Source organism: Catellatospora sp. TT07R-123 (assembly GCF_018327705.1).
Taxonomy (GTDB): Bacteria; Actinomycetota; Actinomycetes; order Mycobacteriales; family Micromonosporaceae; genus Catellatospora.
Window position 1 is genome coordinate 712620 of the sequence record NZ_BNEM01000002.1, and the last position, 26624, is coordinate 739243.

The following is a 26624-nucleotide window of genomic DNA, read 5'->3' on the forward strand; positions in this document are numbered from 1 at the left end:
CACCACCGTAGTGGCCCGCGGCAACGCCCCGCACCGGGGTACGGCGTCCTTCCGTACAGACAGCCTCGCCGCAACGGCCGTCACACGACTGTGAGAGCGGCCCCGCCAGCGGCCGACTGACCGCTTCGCAGGAGGTTCTGCTCGGAAACAGTCCGCAACGCCAGCACCGAAATCCACGCCCACGCCGCGGTCACCGCGATCCGATCGAGCAGCCCGCCGATCGCCACGAGGCCATCAGCCTGCCCGAACCCGGCGCTCGCCAGCACGAGCGTCACCAGGAACAGCGCCCCGGTCAGCAGCGAACCGATCCGCCAGCCTCGGCCGCCACGGTTGCGCAGCACGACACAGGCCACCACGAACGCCAGCGCGCCGAGCAGGGCGAACAGGTTGTGCAGCTGGCCGCTGGCCGTACCCGGTGGGATGTCAGGCGTACCGATGGGGTAGCCGCTCACCGGGTCCGTGACGAAGACACCGGTGCCGAGCAGGCCCACAGCCCACAGGCTGATGAGGACGGCCGCCCACCGCGGCCGCCGCCCCGGGCCGCGTGCGAGCCCGGCGGCGAGGAGCAGGCTGAGCGTACCGGTGATGAGGAAGACGGCTGTCTGCGTCCAGCCTTGGTCGCCGAGGGCGAGAGAGCTGATGGGGTGCCGGATCGAGTCGTATCCGGGACGTGTGGCGCCCTCGATGAGGACCGCCGCCATGAAGAGTGGGCCCGCCGTGGCGCCCGCATAGAGAAGTGTCTTCACGTGGGCGACACTAGCGTCGCCCACGTCAGGCCGAATCCGGGTCGGGCACGGAGTATCCCCGGAGGACGGCGCCCTTAGGGGTTCGAAGTCGTCGTCAGCGCTGATTTCGGCGTGAATCTGCCTCGACCCCGGGACTGGTGACCGGTGTCATGGTGGCGCTGTCGCCGGGATCGCAGACAGTTCACGACGAGGCGCCGTCCGGCTCGGCTGCACATGCCGTCACCGTAACATGATCGGTCACACACGTTCAGTAGTCTGTCCGTGTTGGATGGTCATTCGGTGGTGTGCTGACCTCGCGCTTCCTGATATGGGACGGCGCGGTCAGCGCCGGCCACCGGACCGGCTCAGCCGCAGGGCCCTGGGCACAACGATGCCGCCGTATCCAGCAGAGCCCGCCTGACATGGCGGGCTCTGCTGGATACGGCGGCCGACACAGCCTCACCTTGCTCGTCTCAGTCGGCAGTCGCTGTCAGTTGATGGTGAGACTGGCGCTGCCGTGGAACCCGTTCTGCTGTGCGATTTCCGTGAACGTCAGGACGTACCTGCCCGGTTTGAGCGTCAGGTAGGTGTCGTCCTCCAGGACGATCTCTCCCTCATGTCCGGGTGTGTTGTTGAGCAGGTAGAAGTTGGGTCCCTCCTGCGCGCTGACGAAAGAACCGGTGCTGTCGGTGGGGATGTTTCCCCCGACGTAGTAGTCCTTACCGTCGCTGTCGGTGATCACGATCCCGATGTACGTGTCGGGAGGTCCCTGACCGCTGATGTGGAAGCGTGTCGTGGCCGATCCTGAACTCGGTGATATCCGCACGAAAGGCGTCGGTGTCTTCGGCGCGGCCGCGGTGCTCATCGTGACGGTGGTGCTGCTCGCCGATTCGCGTCCGCTGGTGTCGTACGCCTTCACCGCGTATCGGTGGCTGGTTCCGGCCGTCAGCCCGGTGTCCTGGAAGGTGAGGGTCGTCGGCCCGACGTTGCGCCGCACCTGACCGTCGCGGTAGATCCGGTATCCGGAGATCGGGCTGCTGCCCGCCGTGGATGCCGACCACGTCATGGAGATGGTGGTCTGGGCGCTGGCCGTGCGCCGCAGGCCGCCCGGTGCCGTCGGGAGCCGCTCCTCGGGCCCCGCTGGAGTCGGATCGCCTCCTCCCCCACCGGGGGTGGAGGTCGCGGGCAGGGTCCGTACGGTCACCGGGTCGCTGTCGGCGGACTGCTCGTTCCTGCCCGGGTCGTTGGTCCGCACCGTGTATACGTACTGCGTGTCGGGACTGGCAGCGGTGTCGGTGTAGCTCAGCTCGGCCGTCTGGCCGATCGCGATGCCGTCACGCAGCACGGTGTAGGTCGCCCCGGCCGGTGCGTCCGATGCTACGGCGAAGGAGAGCTTCACCGACCGGGCGTCGGCGGTGGCGGTCACCGCGACCGGCGGCTTGAGCGTGGCCGACTGGGTGGGCAGCGTGACATCGGCGCGGGTACGCGGCGATTCGACGCCGTCGGCGTCGATCACGCTCACCTCGTACAGGTAGGTGCTGCCGGGCGTGACTTCGTGATCGGTGTACGTGGTCAACTGCGCGTTCATGATGGAGTGGTCGTTGCGGCGCAGGACGTACCTGGTCAGCGCGTTACCGCCGGGCGGCTGGGGCCAGGCGAGGGTCACCCTGTCGGTGGCGGCCTGCGCCAGCAGTTCGGTCACCGGCTTCGGTGGGCTGGTGTCGTGCTGGAACCACAGATAGCCGAGGCTGGCCAGGACGACGAGCAAGGCAGCGAGCGAAACAAGCCCGATCTTGACGGCGGACGAGGTGCGGCGCGGCGCGGCCAGAGTGACTACGGCGTCGGGCCGGGTATCGGCCGCGACGGCCGCGGGTGCCGGTTCCTGCGGAGGCGGCGTACCCGTCCGGGCGGGTGCCTTACGCGGGGCGCGGTCGATGCCGGCGGCCATGGTGTCGTACAGGCTCATCAAGGCGTCACGGTCGCCGAGGTTCCCGAGATCGATGTTCTTCTCGACCGCATAGCTCAGGCAGGTGTCGATGAACAGCAGGACCTCTTCCCGGCCGGGCACCACCTTCAGCTTCGGGTTGCACATGTCGTCGGCCGTGACCCTCGGCAGCTTGGACTCGGCCAGTCCGTCCTCTTCCACCTCTTCGGCGCTCTGAGGCGGCCTGTTCCTTCTTTCGATCTCCTCGAAGGGTAGACGGTCCGCTTTTTGTCTGAGCTGCTCCAGCGCCGCAGCGAGATCTCTTCGCAGCTCGGCAGATTTGGCCCGGCTCATGGCCCCTGTGGTAGGTCCCGGTGAGGCTTGATCATGGGCCCGTCCACCTGCGTTACCGGCCCGGACGTTCCCGTCGCGATATCCGCCTGGCTGCTGCTTGTGGCCGCCCTGCTGTCCGGGATCGTCGGGTTGCCGGTGTGGCGGCCGTTCCTCGTCGTGCACGTGCCCCTCCCAGGGCTCGCCCGTGAGGGTTTCCGATGCTTCGGAACCCCGGAATATCGAGAAGCGTACACATCTGGCGGGAGGTTCATGTTTCCGATTTCCGGCGGGAGCTGAGCCCTTGCCGGAGGATCTGGGCCGCGGTGAAGGTGGGGGCAGTCCCGCCGCCGGTTCCTGATGCGGCAGGGCATTCCGACGCGGCTCCACGCCCGTCGTCGTGGGGTTCAGCAGCGGCCACACCTACTCGGTGATCCTGGTCGACTTCGATCTCTACGGCTGCGGCGGGGAGAACAATCTCTGGAACGGCTCCTGCATCCTCCGGGGATTCCAGATCAAGGGAGACGACAAGGGCTACGACCTGCCCTACGTGATCCCGTGACAGCGACACTCGCGCCACGATGGCGCACCCCCGCGAAGGCTTAGCCGCCCGGGTCACCCGGGCGGCTAAGCCTTTTCGCCGCAGGCCGCCAGCCAGACGCCGCATCGGTTGTCCGACGTCTCGGAAACATGGAGGTACGGCTATGACGAAGACGTGATCAGGTCTCGGTCACCTCGACCAAGCCGTCGCGCATCCATGCCTGCCACTGATGATCGGTTCCCGCCCAGGCGCTGTCTGGTCGCTCGGCGGCGGATTTGATCCACAAGCATGCCTGCTGGAGTGTGCCGCCCAGTAGAAGTTCGGCGACCGGCGTCCGCAAGTGAGACGGGACGGCATACACCTCAAGCCAGGTTTTCTTGATCCTGCTGGACCACCGCGCGCGCACCAGCGGTCCAGATTCGAAGGTGCGCCGGACGCCGCGTGCCGGGCAATGAAGCCCGAGGCCGTCCACCACCGCCCCACAGTCGCGCAGTACCTGCACGATCTGGGTCTGTCCCAGAGGGTACGTAAGGCCAGGTCGAAGCTCGGCTCGACTATAGGTCCGGATCAGCTCCGCCATGGGCTGATGGTAGGCACCCAGGCGACAAAGCGTCCCAATCTCCATCAGCGAGAGGTGGCGAGTGGTGATCCGCGCCCTTTCCGCAGCTGTGCCGGGTGCATCTCTGAAGCGGTGACGGTCTATGGCCGGCGCACCTCGCGGAGAGGTTCCCCCGACGCCCCGAAGCCTGCCGTACCGGCGACCCGCCGCCTGCCTACGGACATCATCGCGATGCCGCACGCCAGACCCACCAGGCCGACGATGACGTTGCTGACGATGGCGCCCACGCTCGGTGCGGGTCCGCTGACAAGCCAAGGTGCCACGATCGTCCATGCGCTGATGACCGGGGCGACCCACGCGATCCGGTGGGATCGCCCGTACATGGTCGCGTAGCACAAGGCCAGCACCGCCAGTGCGACACCGGTGAAGACGTTGCTCGCGGTCAGGCTGGAATGGCTGGTGAAGCCCACCACCCAGGGCGAGATCGCCAGGTAGAGACCCGCGATGAAGGTCAGACCCTCTACGACCTGCCCCGTCGGGGTTTCGGCTGCTTCCTCATACCGCAACCGCAGCGAAGCAAGGTCGGGATGATCTTCGATGGAAGGAGTGCGAATCGTCATGGTAACCACCCTCCGGACAATTGAACACCTGTTCCTGAAGGCCGCCTTGGCACATTTTACGCTGTTTCGCGTCAGGATGGCGCCCAGCAGCGCGGCAACGTCCGCAAGCACCATGTGCCCCCACGCCGCTACCGACGGCCGGTGCGGGGTCGACAGACCTCCCGAGGATCACGGCAGAAACCGGCAAATGTCTTAGTTCGGCGCCTTCGCAACGCGTGGCCGATGCAGCGCGATGCGCCTGAACCAGCCTCACTCCAAGGCATGACACGCCGTACCGCCGGTATTGCCGCACACGATTAGGCCGAAGCGGCGCCGGGTACGAAGCCCAGGCGCTTTGATCCATCTCACCTGGGCGAACCCAGCATCTGATACCGGTGGCCGAGGCGCGAACGGCAAGCGCGGAAGGAAACTGACCATGTCATTGACCGAACGCACCGTCAACGCACCGCTGGAAAAGGTCTTCGAGGTCCTCGCCGACGGCTGGAGCTACGCCAACTGGGTGGTAGGCACGGCACACATCCGCGACGTCGACACGGACTGGCCGGCGGCCGGCAGCAAGCTACACCACACCGTGGGCATCTGGCCGCTGACCCGCAACCACGAGACCGAGGTACTCGACTGCCAGGCGCCGATCCGCCTGACCATGAAACCGAAACTGTGGCCACTGGGCGAGCTGACCGCCGTGTTCACGCTGAGGAAGACTTCGCCGGGGACTACCCGGGTGGCGCTGGCCGAGGAGTTCAGTGACGGGCCGGCGCGCGCGATCCGCAACAAGATCAACGATGTCCTGATGCACGCCCGCAATCGCGAAGCGCTGCGGCGCCTGGCCGACCTGGCCGAGCATCGCCCATGAGCGCTCCGACGGTCGACGCGGTGGTCATCGGCGCGGAACCCAACGGTCTGGTCGCCGCGAACGCCGGGATCGACCGCCTCGCCGCGTTGAACCCTGCGATCGAGGGACGGCATTAGCCCCTCCGGGCCTGGCAGCAGCCATTCGAGGAATCAGAAGCCACCGGAACGGCCGTCAGGAACGTATGGCGTCCGGTCTGCGATGCTTCGACGATCGATCAGCCCGGCGTCCGGGCACGCCGACGCCGTGAAGGACCGCCGCGTCGGCCAGGCCTGCCAGGTGGAGGACGCTGGCTGTCATGCCATGGGCGCCGTACAGATGCAGCGGTGACGGCGCGGCGCGCCGGGCGAGGATCTGCAAGTAGTGGATGAGGGCGGAGCCGCCGAACGTGACTGCGCTCAGGTCGACATACACGGTTCCCGCCGGCGGGATCAGCGCCAAGCGGCGCCGTGCCATGGCGATGTCGTCAGGATGGAGCAGGTCGACGTCTCCAGCTATACGGACAACTGCCGCATGAGCACCGAATGCTAATGAAACGTCTATACTCACTGCGCGGGCTGACTGACTCATTGTTTACCCCTCCCGGCGGGCTTCTGCCAGGGACTGGGGCAGAGGTAAATAACCGAACGGTTCTCATTGTAACCCTGCGTACCACCCATAGCACCGCGAGATATCGCCGATCGGGCAAAAACGGGCAACTGTGCTATCCACGGTCTGTAGCGCCGACCGAGCATGGGTTCGCGCGTCTGGGTCGACCCGCCATCGGCGAATCTCAGGTGGCAGTCGGCATCGCGTGCCGCGCAGCAGCGGGTCCGCGGCACCGACGATGCCGCGGACCCGTTGCCGCTCAGGCGGCGACACCGCCGACGGGCCGGTCGTAGTGCCGGTGGGCAGCGATGGCGGCAGTCAGCTGACCGACGAAGTCATCGTCGGCGTCGGCGCCCGGTGCCAGGAAGACGACGCCGTCCAGTGCCCTGGCTGAGGGCTTGCTCGCCGGCGCGGATACCCGGTCGGAGGCCTCGTACACCGGCAGCCGTGCGGCCTGCACGAGCCGGTCGCCCGTCCCGAGCACCCCCAGTGCCTTGGCGTGCTTGTAGGCCTCGGCCACGAAGTGCACCGCGACTCCGTCGCTGACCAGCAGTTCGGCCGCAGCCTCTCCGTCGGCGACCACGACAGCGTCGTACAGCACAGATGCCACCGTGTTCATGGCCCGGGTCACCGGCAGCGCCGCACCGTCGGAGGTGGTGACAGCCCCGTCGACCAGTCCGAGCAGTTCCACCACCGCGCCCGCGCCCACCAGACCGTCGCGGACCGTTTCCAGGCTGGCCGCCTCGACGCCGTCGGCGACCAGGACCGCGACCTTGCGGCCGAGCACACCGGTGCTGCCGGGCATGCTCGCCTGGCTCAGCGTCGGCGACCGACGGCCGTGGTTGGCCGGGCCCGCCGCCGGGGACGCGACACCGATACCCGCGGCCACGGCCACGGCCAGCTCATGGTCGATCTGGTTGAGGTGTTCGACCATCAGCTGCCGGATGTGCGGTTGTTCGACCTTGCCGAGTTCGAACCGGTACGCGGCGATGATGTGCTCCTTCTCCCACGCGGCCATGCTGTTCCAGAACAGGGTGGCCTGGGAGTAGTGGTCGGCGAAGGTCTCCGACCGTTTGCGTTCCTTGATCCCGTCGACGTGTTCAGGGGTGTGCACGAACGCCCCGCCACCGGCGCCGGGCACCACCGGGCAGCCGCCGCCCAGCGAGTTCGGGTGGTAGTTGGCCTGCCCGACCGGGATGTCATCCTGGTGGAAGCCGTCCTGCTGGTGGTTGCGCACCGGCGCGAGCGGCCGGTTGATCGGGATCTGGGCGAAGTTCGGGCCGCCCAGTCGGGTGAGCTGGGTGTCGAGGTAGGAGAAGAGGCGTGCCTGCAGCAGCGGGTCGTCCGTGAAGTCGATGCCGGGCACGATGTTGCTCACGCAGAAGGCGACCTGCTCGGTCTCGGCGAAGAAGTTGTCCGGGTTGCGGTCCAGTACCATCCGGCCGACCGGGATCACCGGCACGACCTCCTCCGGGATGATCTTCGTGGAGTCGAGCAGGTCGATGTCGTCGAACGCGAACTCGTCACTCTCGGCGATCAACTGCACGCCCAGCTCATACTCCGGGTAGACGCCGGCCTCGATGGACTCCCACAGGTCGCGGCGGTTGAAGTCCGGGTCCTTGCCGGAGATCTTCTGCGCCTCGTCCCAGACCAGGGAGTGCACCCCGGCCAGGGGCGTCCAGTGGAACTTGACGAACGTGCGGCTGCCGTCGGCGGCCACAAGCCGGAACGTGTGCACACCGAAGCCCTGCATCGTCCGGAAGCTGCGCGGCAGGGCCCGGTCCGACATCAGCCAGATGACGTGGTGCATCGTCTCGGGCTGCAGGGTGACGAAGTCCCAGAACGTGTCGTGGGCAGAGGCGGCCTGCGGGATCTCATTGTGCGGCTCCGGCTTGACCGCGTGGACCACGTCGGGGAACTTGATCCCGTCCTGGATGAAGAAGACCGGCATGTTGTTGCCCACCAGGTCGAAGTTGCCCGCCTCGGTGTAGAACTTGACCGCGAAGCCGCGCACGTCGCGCGGGGTGTCGGCCGACCCGCGCGAACCCTGCACGGTGGAGAACCGCACGAACACCGGCGTCCGCACTCCGGGATCGATGAGCAACCTCGCGACGGTGTACCGGGCCAGCGAGCTGTCGTAGGGCTGGAAGTAGCCGTGCGCGCCGGACCCACGGGCGTGCACCACCCGCTCGGGAATGCGCTCATGGTCGAAGCGCATGATCTTCTCGCGGCCGTGGAAATCCTCCAGCAGGTTGGGCCCACGCGGCCCGGCCCGCAGCCAGTTGTCGGTGTCCTCCACCCCGATACCCTGATCGGTCGTCAGCTTCGTGTCGGTCTTGACCACGCGGTGCCCGTCGAGCTGCACGGCCTTCGCGTCACCACCGGGAGCCGCGGAGGCCGTACCGGCGCGTTCGGCCCGCTCGATCGCCTCGGCGACGGCGGCGGGAGCCGAACGGGACCCCGCCTTCTTAGCGGGAACTGCCTCGGTCAACGGAGCAGCCTTGGCGGCGGCGACATGCGCGGCGCCGACCTCATCGGTGGGCCGCCGGGCCGGCGACGGCTTCGCCGCAGGAGCTTTGGCCGCCGAGGACTTCTTGGCGGTCTTCTTCGTTCCGCCGTGCTCGTCCTTACCGGTCATCGCTGCATCAGCTCGGTGAGCAGCTCCTGGCGGTGTTCTCCGCCGGCGGACTCCACCTGGGCGAACAACATCTCGACCTGTTGATGCCGACCCAGCAGGGTGTCGATCACGTCTTGCTGCGCGGTGGTCATGCAGAGTGCTCCGTTTCTTCGCGCGGACACGCGAGCCCCTCGCCCGCGAACGTGGCGGCATTGCGCGAGGGGTGAAACCGGCATACCGCCCGAAAACACGCTACCTGCCAATGGGTCGGCGGGCCCGCGAACCACAAACACCGGCCCAGGGACCAGCGCCCAACGCTCAGGACTTCGCCCCTTGGCGCCGCACCATGGGTCGCGGACGGGCCTGACTCGGCCGGGCCCAGCCGGACTGGATACCGCGGAAACACGAGCGGACCCGGTAGGCCAGCGTCGGATCGTCGACGAGCACTTCCCCCGCCATGCCACTGCCGTCACCAGACCGGCCCACCGTGCAGGTCGACCCGAACCGGCAGGGAAGCGGACCACCGACGGATCACGTACTGGATCGGCACCTTGCTCGCAGGTCAGACAGATGGCGCCTAGGTCCAGGTCCCGCGTGGATCATCGCAGCCGACCCCCCGAGCCGATACTTTCCATCTGTCCTACTATCTACCCTTTTCGGAGGATTGGCGAAGATTTCTGCTCGTCTCGGCATGGCCCTGACGTGCGCGGGTGTGTCGGCGCTACTGGCCTGGCAGCACCCGGCCGCCGCAGCGGCACCTGCCCGGCCGACGGTACAGCTGCTCGCCGTCAACGACTTCCACGGCAACCTCGACGCCGTTCCGGGTGCAGCCGGCTCCGTCGTCGAGGTCGACGACACCGGACACGAGACCCTCGTGCCGGCCGGCGGCATCGCCAGGATGGCGACGCTGCTGAAGCAGGCCCGCACCGGGCAGGGCCGGTCACTGACCGTCGGCGGCGGCGACATGATCGGCGGCAGCCCGCTGATCTCGGCCGCCTACCACGACGAGCCGACCGTGCACGCGCTGGAGGCACTCGGCCTCAAGGTGACCACCGTCGGCAACCACGAGTTCGACGAAGGGCGCGCCGAGCTGCTGCGCATCGCCAAGGGCGGCTGCCACCCCGTGGACGGCTGCGCCGAACCGGGCGTGCGCTACCCCGGTGCGGCGTACCCCATCCTGGCGGCCAACGTCGTGGACACCGCGACCGGCAAACCGATCCTGGCGCCGTACTGGGTCAAGAAGTACCAGGGTTTCAAGGTCGGCTTCATCGGCGTGGTCACCCACACCGTCCCGTCGCTGGTCGTGCAGGCCGGCATCCAGGGCCTGGAATTCCGCGACGAGGTCGCCACGATCAACAAGTACGCCAAGGAGCTCGGCGGCAAGGGCGTCAACGCGATCGTCGTGCTCATCCACGAGGGTGGCCTGACCTCCGAGCGGGCGTACGACTTCGACTGCGACGCCGCCGGACCCGGCACCGGCCTGACCGGGGCGATCAAGACGATCGCCCAGCAGGCCACCGCCGCCGTCGACCTCATCGTCAGCGCCCACTCCCACGAGGCGTACGTCTGCGACATCCCCGACCCGAAGGGCCACCGCCGGCTGGTGACCCAGGCGGCGTCGTTCGGACGGACCTTCACCGACATCCGGTTCGCCATCAACCCGGCGACCCGCGACATCGCCCGCGCCAGCGTGCAGGCGGCCAACCACGTCGTCACCCTGGACACCCCTGAGGACCCGGCGGTCCGGCAGGTCGTCGAGACCTGGCGGGCGCGCTCGGCGGAGAAGGCCAACCAGCCGGTCGGCTACATCGCCGGCAACCTGCCCGGACGCGGCGCGACCACCCTGGAGACACCACTGGGCGACGTCATCGCCGACTCCCAGGCCGAAGGCAGCGCCGCAGCAGGGTCGCAACTGGCCTTCCTCAACCCCGGCGGCATGCGCGCCGACCTCGTCTACGCCGCCACCGGCAGCGAAGGCGACGGCGTCGTCACCTACGGCGAGGCCTTCCAGGTCCAACCCTTCGACAACATCCTGGTCACCATGGACCTGACCGGGCAGCAACTGCTCGCCGTCCTGCGGGAGCAGTTCTCCGGGGACAACACCGCGAGCCCCCGGCTGCTGCAACTGTCCGACGGGCTGCGCTACACCGTCGACCTCGCCCGCGCCGGCGCCGACCGGGTCCTGGCCGACACCGTACGCGTCGCCGGGGCACCACTCGACCCGGCCGCGGTCTACCGGGTCACCGCGAACACCTTCCTCGCCGAAGGCGGCAACGGCTTCACCACCTTCCGCGACGGCACCAACCGCGTCAACGGATCCGTCGACCTGGCCGCGTTCGTCGCCTACATGCAAGCCCACACCGCACCGGCCAACCCGCTGCCCGTCCCGGCCGCCAACCGCGTGACGATCCTGCCCGCACCCTGACCGACCCGACCGACCACCGGGCCGGCGGCTACTGAGCCGTCGGCCCGGGCCAGGCATCGGTTGAGATGCGGCCGATAGTTGAGCGCGAAGGACCGCTCGGGTGCACGGGACCGCACGTCGTGGGTTGTCACACGGACGGGTCCCAGGCTGCGAGCTGATCGAAGATACGACGGTCGCCTTCGAACTTCAGCGAGTCCAGCGGTATGCGGCCGTAGAAGAACAGGACCAGGTCACTGGCCGTGCCCCGGGCGGAGGCGTCAGCTGTGTCGGGATCATCGCCGGCAGCGGGCGTGAGGCGGGCGACCTGTGCGCCGTCGCGGGAGAGCCGAAGGCGCCAGGAGTGGCCCTCGGTGGCGTGGTAATCGACGACGGCGGGTTCGTGTGGCCAGGCGACCGTCGTCGCGCAGAGGGTGAACTGGCAGTCGTCGAAGCCGTCGAGGGCGACCTCGTCCGGTAGCGGCTGCGGGGCATCCGCCGTGAGCTGGACGTCGTAGGTGTGCACCGCGATCTCGGGAACCTGTCGCCGCGCCCAGGCACCAGAGGTCTGCGGTGACGGCGAGTCCCCCCACCACGTCCAACAGCCACGGTCCGGGCCGGCCTGACGCAGCGCGCTCGTCAGCTGCCCGACGGACTCGGTCCACCAGGCCAGGAGAGCCTCGCGTTCCCGAGGCGCACCCATGCCGTCATCCCAAGCCGACTTCTCCGGAGGCCCGTCCGCGGGCCCTGTGGCGACGATGGCGGCTGATTTGCGCCGGCCCATCCCCACGTGTTGCACGAGATCGAACAGCGTCCGCTCGGGAGAGGTCGGCACCGGCGCGTCGAGGCTGGGTGCCGCGGCGACCGCAGCGTGGAAGGCGGCCGACCGTTCGTCGATCAGTCGCAGATGATCAGAGAACGTGAGAATCTCGCGCACCCCGGCTTTGTATCACCGTGCTCCGACGACCGGCCAGCGAATTGACCCGCCCCGGGATGGGATGCCGTTCTCTCGTTTGGAGCGCGAACACGGGGTCGTGCCGCCAGAGCCGTATCGGAGCCATTCGATCTGACGAGAGTCAGCAGAAACCGTGTCGGGGTTCCATATCCGTGTGGCGAAGATGTGAAGATCCGTCCTCCGGACCGCCTGACGTCAGTATGGTCCTCGGGTGTCATCCGATCGCCCCGCCGCTCGCCGCAGGTCCCGCTGGGCCGTGCTGGCCGCTCTGCTCCTCGGGCTCATGCTGCTCTGCTGCGGCTGCCTCAACCCGCCATGGAAGCGGTTCTCAGACAGCCGCCAGTACCCGCACGCCGACGGCCCCTTCCACATCTCCTACCGCGATGACGACCTGGAGCGGGACCTGCTTCCGATTTACGGAGTAGACCTGCCTTGCGGAGCCGCCAACCTGCGATACGGAAATCTGCAAGAACCGATCAACCAGCTCTACCTTCGGTTCACCGCGCCAGCCGCCTGCCTCGAACGTTTTCGGACCACCTACCGGTTGGCCCCCGGCAGCACCCGCTACGGCATGCCGGACGTCCCGGCCGAGTACGGGTGGCGAATCAGCAGCTCGGCCAGGCTGTATCGCGGCGACTTCGACGACAATGAGATCACTTTGCTCGTGGAGGACACCGCCGAGCCGCAGACCGCATACCTTTTGCTCGAACGCTGGGGCGCTCCGCGCTCCCCGGCGGACAGATGATCCAGGTCTCCACTGAGTTGCCGCCATCGACCTTCACGACGATGGTGCCACCCTCAACCGGGGCTACGACTCCACGGCTCGCGTCGTAACCGGGCACAGACAGCGTGATCTCGATCATTTCCGTAGTCTGCCCGATCACGGCTCGTGCCTCTTGCCAGTGGCGTGCCGGAGCTTCCCCACTGGCTGTCCCGCTGCGGTAGGGCCGGCGGACAATCTCCTCGTGATCCAGGTAGTGAAGGCCGACGAACTCCAGATCGGTGACATCGTGCACCGCCATACCGACCCGAACATCGTGTTGATCGAGCTGGTCACGATCACTCACCGGACCAAGGGCTTCAAGTGCACCGGCTACCGGGTGGACGCTCAACACCGCATCTCCCCCTGGTCGTTCGGGTTCCTGTTCGACCAGCCTGTCGAGATCAGCGAACGCCGCCGAGTCTGACGTCCCAGCGCGGCGGATCGCGGCCGTTGCCGATTCCGGGACGAGCGTTGTGGGACGGAAGGAACGTCCGGAACGGTGCTGGGAACACATCTGGGGCCACACGAGATCGCGAAGCGATCGCAAGATGGGCCCAGCAGCACTCGGCCGTTCCTGGCCGCAGGCTACCGTGAGGCATGGCCGCTATCGTCGTCACCAACGATTTTGAGGGATGGCTCGCGGTATGGATCGAGCCGCTCGGCGAGGACCGGTGGCTCAGACCGGACGAGCGGATGACCATCAGATCCGACTACACCGGCCAGGAACCTGCCTTCACCGTCCAGTACTGGGCGAATGCCTGCGACCGCGCGGCCGGTATCGAGAACGTCACCATCTGGATCAACGAAGGCAACTGCTACCCGGAGGTCGTCGACGGCGAAGGCCTCGTCGTCGAATGCGGCCACCAGCGGCCTGACGTGATCGCCCTGAGACGGCAGGCCCATCCGTCGCACGCCTGCCCGGCCTAGGCGCCTTCTTGCGGATCATGGCGCCTAAGCTCTGGCCATGCACAGCACCCTTACCGAGCATGCGCGGTGCCTCTACGGGGACGAGTACCGGCCGAAGCCGGAGTGCGGCTACGAGCACCACGAGCGCCGTTTCATCGAAGAGCTGACCTTCGCTGATGCAGAATCGATCCTTGCCATGCTGCGTGAACTCTGCCCGCACCTGGTTGACGGCCTCCTTCCCGTGTGGGTCCGCAACCTTGCTTATCGCCTGGTACTCCTACAGCGACCCGACCACCCGGTGTTGATGCGGGAGGCCGCGCAGAACCTCTGGTTCTATGGCCCGGACTGGGACGACATCGCAGCAGAGCTGATACGCCGCGCCGACGCGCTGGACGCAGACTGAGCCGGTGGCGCCGGGCTGCCGAGCGATGACTTGATCCGCGAGACAGCACCGAAGCGCCTGCGCAGCGACAGCGTGACTCTCCCCGCCCCGGGCCGCTGCGGCTACGATCGCCGGATGCGCGTACTGATCGTCGGGGGTACGAAGTTCGTCGGGCGCCACCTCACCGAGGCCGCGCTGGCCGCCGGGCACGAGGTCACCCTGCTGCACCGGGGCCGCACCAACCCCGACCTGTTCCCGCAGGCCCAGCACCTGCTCGCCGACCGCAACGAGGACCTGTCGGTGCTGGCCGGGCACCGGTTCGACGCCACCGTCGACGTGACCGGCTTCCACCCCGACCAGATCACGTCGCTGGCCCAGGCCCTGGACGGGCGCGGCGGCCACTACACGTTCGTGTCGACGGTGTCGGCGTACGCGCCGCCGGCCGGGCCCGGCTTCACCGAGGACGCGCCGCTGCTGGAGCACACCGGCCCGGTCACCGGCGTCGCGGTCACCGGCGAGACCTACGGCTCGATGAAGGTGCTGTGCGAGCGCCGTGCGCGCGACCTGTTCGGCCCGGAGCTGCTGATCGTGCGCCCGACGTACGTGGTCGGCCCGTGGGATCCGTACGGCCGCCTCGACTACTGGGCGCAGCGCCTGGCCCGGGGCGGGCAGGTGCTCGCGCCGGGCGACCCGGCCCTGCCGACGCAGGTCATCGACGCCCGCGACCAGGCCGCCTGGATGGTGCGGATGCTGGGCCGGGGCGGGGTCTTCCACACGGTGACCCCGTCGGTGCCGCTGGCCGACCTGCTCGATGAGCTGGCCGGCGAGTTCGCGCCCGCCGGGACGACGCTGACCTGGGTGGACGACGCGTTCCTGGGCGAGCGCGGCGTCGACGGCACGCTGCTGCCGCTGTGGGCGGGCGGCATCGCCGACGACTACTGGGCCGGTGCCGCCGATCCGGCGGCGGTGGTGGCGGCGGGGCTGGTCACCCGGCCGGTGGTCGAGTCGGCCCGCGACGTGCTGGCCACCGCGCTGACCGACCGGGTGCTGGCCGCGGAGCGGGAGTCGGAGCTGCTGGCGGCGTGGGCGAGCCGGTGACGGTGGGCGTTGGCCGGTAGGCGGCTGGTCTTCGACGGGGGCACCGCCCCGCTGGGCGGCCCGTGGGGTGAGCTGTTCGACCGGGACACGGCGACGTCGGTGGCGGTGCGCAACCCGTACGGCGGCGTCCGCCACCTCGGCGGTTTCGTCCCGGACATGTACGGGCTGGACGGCTGGGTCGACGCCGACCGCGGCCTGCTGTGGCTGACCGCCGACCGCTCCCCCGCGATCGCCGTGCTGGACCTGTCCGTCGACGAGGTCACCGCCACGGTCGGGCTGGCCCGCGAGCAGGACTCGGGCCTCAGCTGGACGGTCTTCGCGCAGGCGCCGGACGGGGCGCTACTGGTCGCGTACGAGAACGGGGTGGTCGCCTTCGACCCGGACGGGCGGCCCCGCTGGAGCCATGAGCACGCCGACCTGTCGCTGCACCTGGGCAGGGTCGACGCGGACGCGGTGTGGCTGGAGTACCTACTGCCGCACCCGCGCCACCGGGGTGTGCGGCTGGGGCTGGCCGACGGTACGCCGACGCCCTGGTGACGGGCCGTGGGCCCGGTGGATCAGGCCGGGCCCACGGGGTCATGCCGTCACCGGGTCACGGCGCCCAGGGGGCGGCGGTGAGCCAGCTGGTGTCGGGGGCGAAGTTGGCGGTGGCGTCGGTGGTCAGGGAGCCGCCGTTGCCGGCGATCCAGACTTCGCTGTTGTAGTGGCGCAGGTAGCGGTTGGCGAAGTTGTACGACTGCCACGACAGCCCGGTGCCGCTGTTGCCGGGCTGGGCGCAGAACGTGGCGTCTGCCGCGTACAGCGCGGTGCCGGCGTTGGCGTCCAGGCGGATGCGGTAGTCGGAGTGGCGCAGGTAGTAGCCGGGGAAGTTGCGGGATTCGAACGAGTAGCAGGAGTTGTCGGCCAGTCCGGCGACGATCCGGAACGTCGCGTCCTGCTTGTCGGTGGTGCTGGATCCGCTGGTGATCTGCGCGGTGTAGCCGAGGTATGCCTGGTGGCGCACGTACCGGTCGGTGTAGCCGGGGGTGGTGGCCTGTAGGGACTGGTAGGACCCGGTGGTGACGTTCGCGTCGCTGCGCCACCACGCCGATCCGAGCCGCCAGGTGGTGTCCTGCGCCCAGTTGGCGGTGGCGTCGCTGGGCAGGCTGCCGCCGTTGCTGGCGATCCACACCTGGCTGTTGTAGTGGCGCAGGTAGCGGGTCGGGAAGTTGTACGACCGCAGCGAGATCCCCTGCCCGCTGTTGCCGTCGGCGGCGCAGAACGTGGCGTCGGCGGCGAACTGGGCGGTGCCGTCGTCGGCTGCCAGCCGCACCTGGTAGTTGTAGTGCCGCAGGTAGCTGCCGGGGTTGTCGCGCGACTCCAGGGAGTAGCAGCCGGTGCCGGCCAGGCCGCTGCGTACCAGGAAGGATCCGTTCTTCTTGTCGGCGGCGCCGCTGGTGGCGGTGATGACCGAGGTGACGGCGATGCCGCCGGAGTGGCGTACGGAGCGGTCGGTGTAGCCGGGCGTGGTGGCCCGCAGCGACGCGCCCTTGCCGACCGCGAGCAGCGGGCTCGCCGGGCCGGTGGTCGACAGGGTCAGCACGACGACCGAGTTCGCGGGGAAGGTGCGTACGAAGCTGGTTCCTGCCGCGGCGCTGGCGGTGGTGGGGGCGATGGTGTTCGGGGCCGTGATGCTGTTGCGGGCGTTGGGGTCGCCGGTCAGCGTGGTGACCGTGGCGGTGCCGCCGACGCTGGTCGCGCCGCTGATCGTCAGCTGGGTCTCGATGGCGCCCGCGGTGGAGTTGACGACGGTGAGGTAGACGGTGCCGGAGGTGGTGCGGGTGGCGACGGCGCGCAGGTCGGCGGGGGCGCCGGTGAGCTGCACCGGCACGACGTGGTCGCCGAGCAGGGTGCCGAACATCTTCTGGACGTGGTATGACGGCGATCCGTAGGAGGACACCGCGTTGAACCCGATCAGGTTCGACGACCACTGCCAGTTGTCGACCGAGGTGAGCGCGGGGGCGTAGGCGGCGCCCATGACGAGGTCGGCGTTGCGCAGCATGCCGGTCATGAACGCGGCTTCGCCGATGGCGCCGGACAGGGTGCCGGTCGGGTTGGCGGAGCTGCCGTTGGTCACGCCGTACTCGCCGACGAGGACTCTGGGGCCGTTGCGGTCGACGCTGTCGTAGCGGGTGGCCAGGGCGGCGATCCCGGCCGGGTCGCCGTTGTAGTAGTGGTCGTCGATGACGTCCATGGGGCGGGAGCTGACCGGCATGGACGCGACGATCTGCAGCTGCGGGTGGGCGGCCTTGATCGCGTCGTAGAACATCGGGTACCGGTAGGCGTCGTAGCTGCCGCTGCCGTCGAACCAGTCCTCGTTGCCGATCTCGATGTAGTGCAGCGGGAACGGGGCGGGGTGGCCGTCGGCGGCGCGGCGGGCGCCCCAGGTGGTGCTGGTGCTGCCGGTGATGTACTCGATCTCGTCCAGGGCCTCCTGGACGTAGGGTGCGAGCTGGTTCTGCGGGGTGACGCTGCCGTTGAGGGTGTATCCGGCGAACACGCCCAGCAGCGGCTCGGCGCCGGCCTGCTCGGCCATGAGCAGGTAGTTGAGCAGGCCGAAGTGGTCGGTGGACCAGTAGCCCCAGGCGTCGTTCTGGTGTCCGGCCCGCTGCTCGGCCGCGCCGATGGTGTTCTTCCACGCGAACCGGTTGGCCAGCACGGCGCCTTCGAGGTAGTTGCCGCCGGGCACGCGGATGAAGCCGGGGTGGGTGTCGGCGAGTCTGGCCTCCAGGTCGGCGCGGATGTTGCCGGTGGCGGCGTAGGTCGGCGCGTTGCACTGGACCACGGTCAGCCACAGGGTGCGGCCCGCGCCGGTGCCGTTGGCGGAGATCACGAACCGGTTGGCGGTCGAGGTCGGGGCGGAGGCGGGGGTCGTCAGCGTGGCGGTGTAGCGGGCCCAGCCGGTGCCCACCGTGCCGACCGTGGCGCTGGCGTAGACGGTGCCGCCGGTGCTCTCCAGGCTGACCGTGACCGGCCCGAACGCCTGGTCGGCGCGGGCGAAGAAGGACACCTGGTATGTCGCCGACGGCCGTACGCCCACGCCGTAGAAGCCGGCATTGGCGGCGCCGACGCGCTGCCCGGCGCCGTCGGCGCCGATGGTCAGGCGCAGCGAGTTGGGGTTGGCGGCGTTGAGGCCGCCGCCGGTGTCCAGGGCCACCGTGCCGGTGCCGCCGCCGGAGGTGAGCAGCGACCAGGACGAGATGCCGTTCTCCTTCATGGTGGCGTTGCGGACGGTGTTGGCGTTGAGTCCGCCTTCGACGGAGTGGTTGATGTCCTCGACGATGTGTCCGAACTGGGTGCTGTTGACGGCGGCCGTGGTGTGTCCGGCGTCGACGGTCAGGAACGCGGTGGGTGCGGCCGCGGCGGGGGCCGCCGGGGCGGCGGTCAGCCCGGCGGCGAGGGCTAGGGCGAGCAGGATGGGCCGTGCTCGGTGCTGCATGTGGCTCCTCCAGGGACGGTGAGGTGCATCGCATGCCGCTGCGGTGAGGCTCCGGCGGCGTGGCCGGAGCGCCGGCCTGGGGACGACCAGTTGTTAGCGATAACATTCGCCGACGTCACTTTGTAACGTGACCGCAACGTCAAAGTCAACGGGTTCCGAAAGTATTCGCGTTCGCGCTAACATCCGTCCGGAATGGACTCCTCGACGGTGACGGGAACCCGTCATTGTGTTGATCATTACGGGTGGAAATCCGTGAACCCGCAGGTCGGTTGGCTACGCTGCCGATCATGACCGCCCCCGCAGACCTCCAGCAGTACGACCGCTGGCTCGCCTGGCACCACGCCTCCCGGCTGTTCCGCTGGGAGGCGCCGGCCGAACCCGCCGGTCAGGACGGGGTCGACTGGGGCGACCAGCGGCTGATCGACGCGAGCCTGCGGCTGGTCGCACCGGTCGCCCTGGACCTGGTCCGCACCTTCTACTCGCGGCTGTTCAGCGGGCACCCGCACCTGCGCCAGCTGTTCCCGCAGCGCATGGAAGCCCAGCCGGAGCGGCTGGTGGCCGCCCTGGTCGCGCTGGCCGGGGCGGACGGGGCGTCGCCCGAACTGGTCGCGACCCTGGAGAACCTCGGCCGCGACCACCGCAAGTTCGGCATCCAGCCGGTCCACTTCAGCGCCGTCGGCCAGGTGCTGCTGGCGACCTTCGCCGACTACGCCGGGGCGGCGTGGACCACGGAGGTGGAGCGGGCCTGGCTGCGCCGCTACGAGGCGGCTGCCAACATCATGATCGATGCGGCGCGGGCCGCGGCCGACCTGCCGCCCTACTGGTACGCCACCGTCGAGCAGCACGTGGTGTCCGGGGTCGCCGCGATCACCGTGCTGCGCCCGCACCAGCCCTACGACGTCACCGCCGGGCAGGTCGCCACGATCGAGACGGCCCGCCTGCCCCGGGTCTGGCGCCCGACGCGGGTGCTGGCCACCGGCCAGGGCGGCCGCGTGACCGTGCAGACCGACCCCGTGGACGAGTTCGCCCACCACATCACCGCACAGCTCGCGGTCGGCGACGTCGTACGGCTCGGCTGCCCGAGCAGCGCGCCGGACGACCGGACCGCCCCGCTCAGGCAGCCGGTCAGCGCAGCGGCCCAGCGGCTCTGATCCGCACCCGCACCGCGGGCTCGGACAGGTACGCCAGCGGCGACTCCCCCACCTCGGTGAGCCGTACCCGGTCGGGGTCGGCCCCCGCGGCGACCGCCCGCCGCAGCGCCTGCTGCTCCACGGCGGCCAGCGCCTCGGCGTAGCCGGGCCCGAGCCGGATGACGCTGTCACCGCTGCCGCCCGCCATCGCGGCCGCCGCACCCACCGCCCCGGCGACCTCGGCATGGCGGGGCCGGACCACCTCCACGGCGTGATCGATCCGGTCGGGCACCAGCTCGGCACCCCCACCGACCACGATCAGCGGCGGCAGGCCGCCGCCGGTCATGGCGTCCACCGCCTCGCCGAGCCGCCGGTCCAGTTCCGGCAGCGCCGCTTCCAGCAGGCGGTGCCAGGACGGATCGGGCCGGTGGTGGCCGGTGGCCGTCCGCCCGGCGTGGCGGGCCACGTCGGTCAGGGTCGGGGTCGAGCCGCCGAACACCAGCGCCTGCCCGGTGAGCCGGTGCGCGACCGAGTCGGGCCCGAGCCGGGGCACGGACCCGGCGCGCACCACGGTGCCGCCGCCGATCGGCACCGACAGCACGTCGGGCATGACGCTGTTGAGCCGGATGCCGCCGATGCTCACCCCGACGGCGCTCTGCCTCGGCTGGCCGTCGACCAGGACCGCGAGGTCGGTGGTGGTGCCGCCGACGTCGGCGACGACCGCCTGCTGCCGTCCGGACAGGATCGCCGCGCCGCGCACCGAGTTGGCGGGTCCGGCACCCATGGTGAGCACCGGGAACCGCGTCGCGTGGGCGGCCGTCATCACCGTGCCGTCGTTCTGGGCGAGGTAGGCCGCGGCGGTCAGGCCGTGCTCGGCCAGGGCCGTGCCCAGCGCCGCGGCGACGGCATGCACCACCTGGTGCAGCGCCGCGTTGAGCACCGTGGCGTTCTCGCGCTCCAGCAGGCCCAGTCCGCCGATCTCGTGGCTGAGCGACACCGGCACGTGCTCCCCGAGCCGGGCCGCGACCAGCTCGCGCACCAGGTGCTCCTGCTTGGGAAACGACGGCGCGAACACCGCGGTCACCGCGACCGCGTCGACCCGGCCCGCCACCTGGTCGAGGAAACGGCAGACCCCGTCGCGGTCCAGGCCGGTCAGCGCCCGGCCGTCGACCAGCGACCCGCCGCGCAGCTGGGCGGTGCCGCCGTCGAGCGCGGCCCGCAGGTCGGCCGGCCATCCCTCCAGCGGCGGCACCGACGCGCCCGCGGGCGCGCCCAGCCGAATAGCGGCGACCCGGCCCAGGCCCCGCCGCTCGACGACGGCGTTGGTGGCGTGGGTGGTGCCGAGCACGACGCGCCGCACCCGGGCCGCGGCCGGGCCGAGGTCGGCGACCAGCGCGCCGAGCGCGGCCCGGACCCCGCCGGTGACGTCCTCGGTGGTGGGGCGCTTGACCGCGGCGACCACGCGCTGGTCGCCGTCGAGCGCGACGGCGTCGGTGTTGGTGCCGCCGACGTCGATGCCGACGACATGGCTGTCAGGACGCATCCGCTGCTCCCAGGTCGGTGCCGAAGGCCGCCGGTCCGGCCAGGGCCAGGCCGCGCGGGGTACGCCAGATCGGGTCGCACGCCCAGCTCAGCACCGCGACCCGCTGGCCGTAGCGCAGCGACTCGGTCGCGACGGCGACCCCGGTGTAGGCGTCGACCACCGCGATCAGGTCGGGCACCACGGCCAGGACCCGGCCGTCTTGCCGGGCGCGCAGGTTCTCGTTCTGCAGGTCGAGCACGACCTCGGTGCCGGTGTACGGCCCGGTGCCGCGCACGGTCGCGGTGCCGTGCACGAACCCGCCCTCGGTCCGCCGGGCCACCGCCGCGACCTTCCCGGTCACCAGGTGCGCGGCCCCGAGCTCCGCGATCAGGGCGGGCAGCGGGTCGGCGGCCTCGCGCAGCAGCGTCCCCAGCCGCAGCGCGCGGCTGACCGACCCGGCGATGACACCGGTCCGGGCCTGCGCCGCGGTCATGACGAAGTCGGCGAGCACCGCCGAGGAGCCCGACGCCACGCACAGCGCCCGCGCCCACTGCTCGGCCCAGTCCGCGTCGACCGTGTCCAGGGTCGCGACGTTGCCGACGGTGTCGGCCAGCACGACCGCGCTGGGCGGGATCTGGGCGACGTTCATCGAGACCATCTGCAGTTCGGGGAAGGCCCGGCCCATGCCGTCGGCGTCCAGCAGCGGCAGGCCGAGCCCCGCGGCCCAGCCGACCGGCGCGACCCCGTTGGCGCCGCCGATCTCGGTGGCCATCACGGCCGCCACCGCCCGGCCGTACCGGGCCTCGACGACGCGGCGGATGGCCCCGGCCTCCGCTCCGCTGGGCAGCAGCTCGGCGGCGACGGTGGGGGCGCCGATGGCCGACAGCGGCAGGATCAGGTCGTCGTCGGCGAGGTCGGCCAGCGTCACCACCGGCACCGGCCCGTGCTCGCGCAGCGCCCGGGTGGTGGCGAGGACCTCCGGCTCGACGCCGCCGCCCCCGCCGGTGCCCAGCAGCGCGCAGCCCAGCGCGAGCGCGGGCACGTCGTGCTCGGTGATGCGGCGGGTGCTCATGCGCGGTACCGCCGGGCGACCAGGACGTAGGTCAGCGCGGCGACGACGGGGCCGGCCAGCCAGGCGAGGTCGGTGCCGCCGAGCGCGGCCGCGACCGGTCCGGTCCAGACGGTGGTGGTGACGCAGAGCAGCGCGGCGGCGGTGCCCAGCACCATCGCGGCCAGCCCGGCGAGGTTGACGCCGCCGTCGTACCAGAACGGGCCGCCGCGGGTCTCGTCGTGCAGGGCGGGGCCGTCGTAGCGGTTGCGCCGCAGCAGGATGTCGGCCACGTAGATCGCCATGGACGGGCCGAGGAAGGTGACGGTGAACTCCAGCACGGTGCTGAGCGTGTCGAGGAACCGGGCGGCGAACAGCGCGTACGCGGCGATGGCGCCGCCGACGGCCGCGTCGATGAGCACGGTGCGGGCGCGGCTGGCGCGCACCCCGAGCGCCTGGAGGCAGAACGCCGAGGAGTAGGCGGTGAGCACGTTGTTGGTGATCGACCCGAGCACGACGACGAGCAGGAACAGCGGGTAGAACCAGCCGGGGACCAGGGCCGCGACCGCGGTCTGCGGGTCGGACATGTCGATGCGGGTGCCCGCCAGCACGCCGAGGGCCCCGATGAGCACGGCCGGGGTGAGGCCGCCGAGCGCGGTGTACCACAGGACCCGGCTGCGGGAGGTGTCGCGGGGCAGGTAGCGGGAGTAGTCGGCGCCGGTGCCCCAGGACAGCGGCACCGAGGCGATGATGGTGAGCCCGACGCCGACGGCGGCGATCAGCGCCGTGCCGTGCAGCGGCGTCTGCGGCTGGTACCCGGTGTCGGCACGGCCGACGACGAACACCCCGAGCAGCACGATGAACAGCGCCAGGACACCGGACACGACCGGGCTGACCCGGGCGATGGTGGCGTGGCCGTAGATGCTGAGCGAGAACGTCGCGACGGCGACCGCCACCACGATCGCGATCTTCACGGGCAGGGTGGCGGTCAGGCCGAGCTGCTCGGCCAGCGCGAACCCGGCCAGCGAGCCGAGGGCGAGGTTGACTCCCTCGTACGCCACCGCGACGAGCCAGCCGACCCCGGCGCTGAGCAGCCGGTTGCCGCGTACGCCGAACATCGCGCGGGTGACCACGACGCTGGGCGACCCGGCGGGCGGCCCGCTGACGGCCAGCGCCCCGACGCCCAGCCAGCACAGGTTCCCGGCCACCACGACGGCCAGCGCCTGCCACAGCGACAGCCCGAGCAGCAGCATCGTGCCGCCGAGGACGAAGTACAGGTAGGTGATGTTGGCCGAGAGCCACACCCAGAACAGTTCGCGGGGGCGGCCGTGCCGCTCGCCGTCGGGGACGAGGTCGATGCCGCGGGTCTCGACGCGACCGGGCAGGTCGATCGGTGCGGCGTGGTCGGACGTGAGCATGGGTGCCCCCACAGCATCAGGTTAGACGCTTATTGGTCAGGTGACCAATAACGGATGTGGTGTAGGGAACATGCTTTCGCGCGACGTGTCAAGAGCCCGGCGACCGGCCGTACGACGGCCGCGTAAAGTCGCACCGTGACCACCCCTCGCGCGAGCCGGCCCGCCCGCATGGACCCGGCCGCCCGGCGCGCCGAGATCATCGGGGCCGCAGCGGAGCTGGCCCGCGCCGAAGGACTGGAAGCCGTCACCCTGCGCCGGGTCGCACTCCGGCTCGGCGTCGCATCAGGCCTGGTCAACCATTACTTTCCCGCCGCTGACAAGCTGGTCGCCGAGGCGTTCGGCCAGGTCGTGTCCGCCGACCTCGACACGACGTTCGCCGCCGTCGCCCGGCAGGCCGGTGCCGTCGCCCGGCTGCGGACACTGCTCACCTGCTGGGTGGCTCCCGACACCGAGCACGTCGGGCCGCTGTGGCTGGACGCGTGGAGTTTCGCGCGCACCAACGCCCCGCTGCGCGCCGAGGTGAACCGGCAGATGCTCGACGGCCACGAACGGGTGGTCGACCTGCTGCGCGGCGGGGTCGCCGAGCAGGTCTTCGCCCCGGCCGACCTCGACGCGGTCGCCTGGCGGCTGCTCACCCTGCTCGACGGGGTGATCGTCCACAGCACGCTGCGGGTCAACGTCGTGCCCACCGATGTCGGCCGCGCGGTGGCCGCCCTGCTGGAACACGACCTCGGCCTGCCCGACGGCAGCCTCGGCTGAGGCCGGGACCGCCCGCGACGTCCGGCCGCGCCTACCCGACGTGCAGGTCGATTCCCGGCCGGGCCCGTGCGGCCAGCGCCAGCACCAGGTCCCCGGCAGGGGCTTCCACGAGCGGCCCGCGCCCCCACTGCCAGTCGAGGTCGGTGGCACGCAGCAGCAGCCCGGCCGCGCTGACGCCGAAGTGGCGGCTCGCACCGTCCTCGGCGAGGCCGTCCAGGACGAGGCGGACGGCCCGGTCCTCGGCCGCGCGCGGCAGCCCGGCCGCCGCGGTGATGTCGAGACTGTGGATGACCGCGTGGCTGAGCGCCCCGGCCGCGCCGCCGCCCGGTGGCGCCCACGCCGCCATCGTGTCGCTGCGCAGGTCGGCCAGCAGCAGGTCGAACGGCAGGTCGCCGTCGCGGCGCGCCACCTTCTCCGACAGCGTGCCGAAGTCGCCGCCGACCGCGGCCAGCTCCGCCATGAACGCCGACACGTCGTAGCGGGCGGCCATGGTCATGTGCGCGACGACGTGGCGCAAGGCCCAGCCCTCGCACAGCGACGGCGCGTCGGCCACCGACGCGGGCCCGCCCGCCAGCACGTCCGCCAGCGCCCGCAGCTGCGGGCCGACGAGCACCTGCATCTGGTCGTACACGATGATCATCTCTCTTCCTGTCCGGTGCCGCGAGCGGCGAGCGCCGCGATGTATACGGCGGCGCGGTCGAGCGCGGTGCCCCAGCCCGCGCGGGCCTGCGGTGTCCGCATCCAGGCGGGCAGGCCGCGCTGGGTGGTGACGACCTCGGTGGTGCCGTCGCCGAGGTCGGCGAACGTCACCTCGGTGAGCACGCCCGAGTCCCGCTCCCGCCATGACAGGCGGCGCGGTGCGTCGACCTCCACGTACACGGCGCGCATGGTGTAGGTCTCGCCGCTGCCGTCGTTGACCATCGTGGTCTCGAAGGCGCCCCCGGGCCGCAGGTCGACCACGATGTTCTGCCGCGGGGTGCTGGTGCCGTCCGGACCCCAGAACTCGGCGAGGTGCTCGGGCCTGGTCAGGCACGCGAACACCAGGTCCCGTGGGGCGCGGTGGACGTGGCGGACGGTGAAGTCGCCCTCGGCGGACGGCGCGGTCACCGGTCGTCCCCGGTCAGGCGGCGCAGGTGCTCGGCGAGGCGGTCGTGCCGCTGGTTCCACTCGGCCCGCCTGGCGTCGATCCAGGTCAGCACCTCGACCAGGCGCTCGACCTCAAGGCTGGCCGGACGGGCCTGGGCGACCTGGCGGCGCGTGACGAGCCCGGCCTCCGCCAGCACCTTGAGGTGGCGCGACACGGCCTGCTGCGTCAGCGCGAACGGCTCGGTCAGCTCCTTGACCGTCGCGTCGCCCTGAGCCAGGCGCGCGACGATCGCGACCCGGGTCGGGTCGGCCAGCGCCGTGAAGATCCGGGCCAGCGAGTCGGCGGTAGCAGCTTTCACAACCCGATCGTTGCACAACGAATTGGTTGTGTAAAGTCAGCCGGGCATCCTCCCGCCAGATACGGCGCCCGATCCCGCACCTCCGCCGACGCGTTCGGGCCGGGAGGTTTGGGACCCGGCTGCCGTGGATATCGACCGGGCGAGCCGGTCGCCGGCCGAACCGAGACCGCAGATATGAGGAAAGAATGCCCGCCCTGTTCTCCCCCGACAGCCTGGTCGTCACGACCGCCCTGGAACTGCTCGACACGCACCGGCCGCTGTCCTACGACGACGAGTCCTGCGCGGCCTGCGGGCAGCAGTCACCCTGCGACGCCGCGCTCAACGCCCGCCAGATCGAACTGGCCACCGACTTCAGCGTCCGCTACTCCGTCTGACCAGCACCTTCGAGTCCGCATTCCGTCGGCTGCTGCCGCAGGTCAGCACTGCGGCACATTCGACCTCCTCCGCAGTGACGTCCGCGTCCAGAAGGCTGCGGTCACCCCGGCTTCTGAGCTCGTACAGACGTCCGCGTCCGCTGGAGCCCGGCCGTGTGGGCGGCTTCTGTCGGCCTCAGGACTCCTGCCGC

General features: G+C 70.4%; 27 protein-coding genes. 12 read left to right on the forward strand and 15 right to left on the reverse strand.

Going from position 1 to position 26624, the window contains the following annotated elements; translation table 11 throughout:
* Window positions 1–80 precede the first annotated feature (80 nt).
* Entirely contained in the window at window positions 81–701 is a 621-nt protein-coding gene (locus Cs7R123_RS23435; protein ID WP_212829870.1) for a DUF998 domain-containing protein, read from the reverse strand.
* A 514-nt stretch (window positions 702–1215) separates the two neighbouring features.
* A complete protein-coding gene (locus tag Cs7R123_RS23440; protein WP_212829871.1) occupies window positions 1216–3369 on the reverse strand; it encodes a fibronectin type III domain-containing protein in 2154 nt (717 codons plus the stop codon).
* Window positions 3370–3379: 10 nt separating this feature from the next.
* On the opposite strand from Cs7R123_RS23440, the gene Cs7R123_RS23445 reads away from it, so the two are divergent.
* Complete coding sequence (locus Cs7R123_RS23445; RefSeq protein WP_212829872.1) at window positions 3380–3541, forward strand: hypothetical protein; 162 nt, start codon at window positions 3380–3382, stop codon at window positions 3539–3541.
* Window positions 3542–3698: 157 nt separating this feature from the next.
* Here the strand turns inward: Cs7R123_RS23445 and Cs7R123_RS23450 are convergent, their stop codons facing one another.
* Complete coding sequence (locus Cs7R123_RS23450) at window positions 3699–4100, reverse strand: hypothetical protein (protein ID WP_212829873.1); 402 nt, start codon at window positions 4098–4100, stop codon at window positions 3699–3701.
* A 119-nt stretch (window positions 4101–4219) separates the two neighbouring features.
* Window positions 4220–4699, reverse strand: a complete 480-nt coding sequence (locus tag Cs7R123_RS23455; RefSeq protein ID WP_212829874.1) for an SPW repeat protein — start codon at window positions 4697–4699, stop codon at window positions 4220–4222.
* A 415-nt stretch (window positions 4700–5114) separates the two neighbouring features.
* Between Cs7R123_RS23455 and Cs7R123_RS23460 the strand changes: the two genes are divergently transcribed.
* Complete coding sequence (locus Cs7R123_RS23460) at window positions 5115–5552, forward strand: SRPBCC family protein (RefSeq protein ID WP_212829875.1); 438 nt, start codon at window positions 5115–5117, stop codon at window positions 5550–5552.
* 171 nt (window positions 5553–5723) lie between these two features.
* Here the strand turns inward: Cs7R123_RS23460 and Cs7R123_RS23465 are convergent, their stop codons facing one another.
* The 3 genes from Cs7R123_RS23465 to Cs7R123_RS40810 form a co-directional block, all read right to left on the reverse strand.
* Window positions 5724–6005 (reverse strand): hypothetical protein, encoded by a 282-nt coding sequence (locus tag Cs7R123_RS23465; RefSeq protein ID WP_244872096.1) that lies wholly within the window; start codon window positions 6003–6005, stop codon window positions 5724–5726.
* Window positions 6006–6396: 391 nt separating this feature from the next.
* Window positions 6397–8775: a catalase gene (locus Cs7R123_RS23470; protein WP_212829877.1), complete on the reverse strand. Its 2379-nt coding sequence runs from the start codon at window positions 8773–8775 to the stop codon at window positions 6397–6399.
* Entirely contained in the window at window positions 8772–8906 is a 135-nt protein-coding gene (locus tag Cs7R123_RS40810) for a hypothetical protein (protein WP_280517327.1), read from the reverse strand. The genes Cs7R123_RS23470 and Cs7R123_RS40810 overlap by 4 nt, the downstream gene beginning before the upstream one ends.
* Before the next feature lie 560 nt (window positions 8907–9466).
* Between Cs7R123_RS40810 and Cs7R123_RS23475 the strand changes: the two genes are divergently transcribed.
* Entirely contained in the window at window positions 9467–11179 is a 1713-nt protein-coding gene (locus Cs7R123_RS23475) for a bifunctional UDP-sugar hydrolase/5'-nucleotidase (RefSeq protein ID WP_212829878.1), read from the forward strand.
* A 127-nt stretch (window positions 11180–11306) separates the two neighbouring features.
* On the opposite strand, the gene Cs7R123_RS23480 is transcribed toward Cs7R123_RS23475, so the two are convergent.
* Window positions 11307–12092 carry a maleylpyruvate isomerase N-terminal domain-containing protein gene (locus tag Cs7R123_RS23480; RefSeq protein ID WP_212829879.1) on the reverse strand — a complete coding sequence of 262 codons (786 nt, stop codon included), beginning with the start codon at window positions 12090–12092 and terminating at the stop codon, window positions 11307–11309.
* A gap of 274 nt (window positions 12093–12366) precedes the next feature.
* Here Cs7R123_RS23480 and Cs7R123_RS23485 point away from each other — a divergent pair, with 274 nt between their 5' ends.
* The 6 genes from Cs7R123_RS23485 (at window position 12367) to Cs7R123_RS23510 (ending at window position 15796) form a co-directional block, all read left to right on the forward strand.
* A complete protein-coding gene (locus Cs7R123_RS23485) occupies window positions 12367–12855 on the forward strand; it encodes a hypothetical protein (protein ID WP_212829880.1) in 489 nt (162 codons plus the stop codon).
* Between the two features lie 220 nt (window positions 12856–13075).
* The gene (locus Cs7R123_RS23490; protein WP_212829881.1) at window positions 13076–13297 is read left to right on the forward strand and encodes a hypothetical protein; all 222 of its coding nucleotides are present in this window, start codon (window positions 13076–13078) and stop codon (window positions 13295–13297) included.
* Window positions 13298–13470: 173 nt separating this feature from the next.
* A complete protein-coding gene (locus Cs7R123_RS23495) occupies window positions 13471–13800 on the forward strand; it encodes a hypothetical protein (protein ID WP_212829882.1) in 330 nt (109 codons plus the stop codon).
* Window positions 13801–13837: 37 nt separating this feature from the next.
* On the forward strand, window positions 13838–14182 hold the full coding sequence (locus Cs7R123_RS23500) for a hypothetical protein (RefSeq protein WP_212829883.1): 345 nt from the start codon (window positions 13838–13840) through the stop codon (window positions 14180–14182).
* A 114-nt stretch (window positions 14183–14296) separates the two neighbouring features.
* Window positions 14297–15259 (forward strand): NAD-dependent epimerase/dehydratase family protein, encoded by a 963-nt coding sequence (locus Cs7R123_RS23505; RefSeq protein WP_244872097.1) that lies wholly within the window; start codon window positions 14297–14299, stop codon window positions 15257–15259.
* A 9-nt stretch (window positions 15260–15268) separates the two neighbouring features.
* Window positions 15269–15796, forward strand: a complete 528-nt coding sequence (locus Cs7R123_RS23510; RefSeq protein ID WP_212829884.1) for a hypothetical protein — start codon at window positions 15269–15271, stop codon at window positions 15794–15796.
* 55 nt (window positions 15797–15851) lie between these two features.
* Here the strand turns inward: Cs7R123_RS23510 and Cs7R123_RS23515 are convergent, their stop codons facing one another.
* Window positions 15852–18737 carry an AbfB domain-containing protein gene (locus tag Cs7R123_RS23515; RefSeq protein ID WP_212829885.1) on the reverse strand — a complete coding sequence of 962 codons (2886 nt, stop codon included), beginning with the start codon at window positions 18735–18737 and terminating at the stop codon, window positions 15852–15854.
* A gap of 287 nt (window positions 18738–19024) precedes the next feature.
* On the opposite strand from Cs7R123_RS23515, the gene Cs7R123_RS23520 reads away from it, so the two are divergent.
* The gene (locus Cs7R123_RS23520) at window positions 19025–19888 is read left to right on the forward strand and encodes a globin domain-containing protein (RefSeq protein ID WP_212829886.1); all 864 of its coding nucleotides are present in this window, start codon (window positions 19025–19027) and stop codon (window positions 19886–19888) included.
* Here the strand turns inward: Cs7R123_RS23520 and Cs7R123_RS23525 are convergent.
* From Cs7R123_RS23525 to Cs7R123_RS23535, 3 genes are read right to left on the reverse strand one after another with little or no spacing between them, the layout of a single operon-like run.
* Window positions 19863–21410, reverse strand: a complete 1548-nt coding sequence (locus Cs7R123_RS23525; RefSeq protein ID WP_212829887.1) for a hydantoinase/oxoprolinase N-terminal domain-containing protein — start codon at window positions 21408–21410, stop codon at window positions 19863–19865. The genes Cs7R123_RS23520 and Cs7R123_RS23525 overlap by 26 nt on opposite strands.
* On the reverse strand, window positions 21400–22461 hold the full coding sequence (locus Cs7R123_RS23530; RefSeq protein WP_212829888.1) for a DUF917 domain-containing protein: 1062 nt from the start codon (window positions 22459–22461) through the stop codon (window positions 21400–21402). Before Cs7R123_RS23530 ends, Cs7R123_RS23525 begins: the two co-directional genes overlap by 11 nt.
* Window positions 22458–23855, reverse strand: a complete 1398-nt coding sequence (locus tag Cs7R123_RS23535; protein ID WP_212829889.1) for a cytosine permease — start codon at window positions 23853–23855, stop codon at window positions 22458–22460. Before Cs7R123_RS23535 ends, Cs7R123_RS23530 begins: the two co-directional genes overlap by 4 nt.
* A gap of 135 nt (window positions 23856–23990) precedes the next feature.
* Between Cs7R123_RS23535 and Cs7R123_RS23540 the strand changes: the two genes are divergently transcribed.
* Window positions 23991–24614, forward strand: coding sequence for a TetR family transcriptional regulator C-terminal domain-containing protein (locus tag Cs7R123_RS23540; protein ID WP_212829890.1), 624 nt, complete (start codon window positions 23991–23993; stop codon window positions 24612–24614).
* A 31-nt stretch (window positions 24615–24645) separates the two neighbouring features.
* On the opposite strand, the gene Cs7R123_RS23545 is transcribed toward Cs7R123_RS23540, so the two are convergent.
* The 3 genes from Cs7R123_RS23545 to Cs7R123_RS23555 are packed head-to-tail and all read right to left on the reverse strand — an operon-like array spanning window position 24646 to window position 26059.
* Window positions 24646–25254, reverse strand: coding sequence for a maleylpyruvate isomerase family mycothiol-dependent enzyme (locus Cs7R123_RS23545; RefSeq protein ID WP_212829891.1), 609 nt, complete (start codon window positions 25252–25254; stop codon window positions 24646–24648).
* Complete coding sequence (locus tag Cs7R123_RS23550; protein ID WP_212829892.1) at window positions 25251–25721, reverse strand: SRPBCC domain-containing protein; 471 nt, start codon at window positions 25719–25721, stop codon at window positions 25251–25253. Before Cs7R123_RS23550 ends, Cs7R123_RS23545 begins: the two co-directional genes overlap by 4 nt.
* On the reverse strand, window positions 25718–26059 hold the full coding sequence (locus tag Cs7R123_RS23555; protein WP_212829893.1) for a helix-turn-helix transcriptional regulator: 342 nt from the start codon (window positions 26057–26059) through the stop codon (window positions 25718–25720). The genes Cs7R123_RS23550 and Cs7R123_RS23555 overlap by 4 nt, the downstream gene beginning before the upstream one ends.
* Window positions 26060–26244: 185 nt before the next feature.
* On the opposite strand from Cs7R123_RS23555, the gene Cs7R123_RS23560 reads away from it, so the two are divergent.
* Entirely contained in the window at window positions 26245–26433 is a 189-nt protein-coding gene (locus Cs7R123_RS23560) for a hypothetical protein (protein ID WP_212829894.1), read from the forward strand.
* Window positions 26434–26624: the final 191 nt, after the last annotated feature.

What these genes read in the sequence shown, in the direction of transcription:
- Cs7R123_RS23435 (WP_212829870.1), bottom strand. Translation starts at nt 701, where the DNA reads ATGGCGGCGGTCCTCATCGAGGGCGCCACACGTCCCGGATACGACTCG.
- Cs7R123_RS23505 (WP_244872097.1), top strand. Translation starts at nt 14,297, where the DNA reads ATGCGCGTACTGATCGTCGGGGGTACGAAGTTCGTCGGGCGCCACCTC.
- Cs7R123_RS40810 (WP_280517327.1), bottom strand. Translation starts at nt 8,906, where the DNA reads ATGACCACCGCGCAGCAAGACGTGATCGACACCCTGCTGGGTCGGCAT.
- Cs7R123_RS23560 (WP_212829894.1), top strand. Translation starts at nt 26,245, where the DNA reads ATGCCCGCCCTGTTCTCCCCCGACAGCCTGGTCGTCACGACCGCCCTG.
- Cs7R123_RS23495 (WP_212829882.1), top strand. Translation starts at nt 13,471, where the DNA reads ATGGCCGCTATCGTCGTCACCAACGATTTTGAGGGATGGCTCGCGGTA.
- Cs7R123_RS23530 (WP_212829888.1), bottom strand. Translation starts at nt 22,461, where the DNA reads ATGAGCACCCGCCGCATCACCGAGCACGACGTGCCCGCGCTCGCGCTG.
- Cs7R123_RS23450 (WP_212829873.1), bottom strand. Translation starts at nt 4,100, where the DNA reads ATGGCGGAGCTGATCCGGACCTATAGTCGAGCCGAGCTTCGACCTGGC.
- Cs7R123_RS23520 (WP_212829886.1), top strand. Translation starts at nt 19,025, where the DNA reads ATGACCGCCCCCGCAGACCTCCAGCAGTACGACCGCTGGCTCGCCTGG.
- Cs7R123_RS23515 (WP_212829885.1), bottom strand. Translation starts at nt 18,737, where the DNA reads ATGCAGCACCGAGCACGGCCCATCCTGCTCGCCCTAGCCCTCGCCGCC.
- Cs7R123_RS23470 (WP_212829877.1), bottom strand. Translation starts at nt 8,775, where the DNA reads ATGACCGGTAAGGACGAGCACGGCGGAACGAAGAAGACCGCCAAGAAG.
- Cs7R123_RS23465 (WP_244872096.1), bottom strand. Translation starts at nt 6,005, where the DNA reads ATGGCACGGCGCCGCTTGGCGCTGATCCCGCCGGCGGGAACCGTGTAT.
- Cs7R123_RS23460 (WP_212829875.1), top strand. Translation starts at nt 5,115, where the DNA reads ATGTCATTGACCGAACGCACCGTCAACGCACCGCTGGAAAAGGTCTTC.
- Cs7R123_RS23545 (WP_212829891.1), bottom strand. Translation starts at nt 25,254, where the DNA reads ATGATCATCGTGTACGACCAGATGCAGGTGCTCGTCGGCCCGCAGCTG.
- Cs7R123_RS23500 (WP_212829883.1), top strand. Translation starts at nt 13,838, where the DNA reads ATGCACAGCACCCTTACCGAGCATGCGCGGTGCCTCTACGGGGACGAG.
- Cs7R123_RS23455 (WP_212829874.1), bottom strand. Translation starts at nt 4,699, where the DNA reads ATGACGATTCGCACTCCTTCCATCGAAGATCATCCCGACCTTGCTTCG.
- Cs7R123_RS23525 (WP_212829887.1), bottom strand. Translation starts at nt 21,410, where the DNA reads ATGCGTCCTGACAGCCATGTCGTCGGCATCGACGTCGGCGGCACCAAC.
- Cs7R123_RS23535 (WP_212829889.1), bottom strand. Translation starts at nt 23,855, where the DNA reads ATGCTCACGTCCGACCACGCCGCACCGATCGACCTGCCCGGTCGCGTC.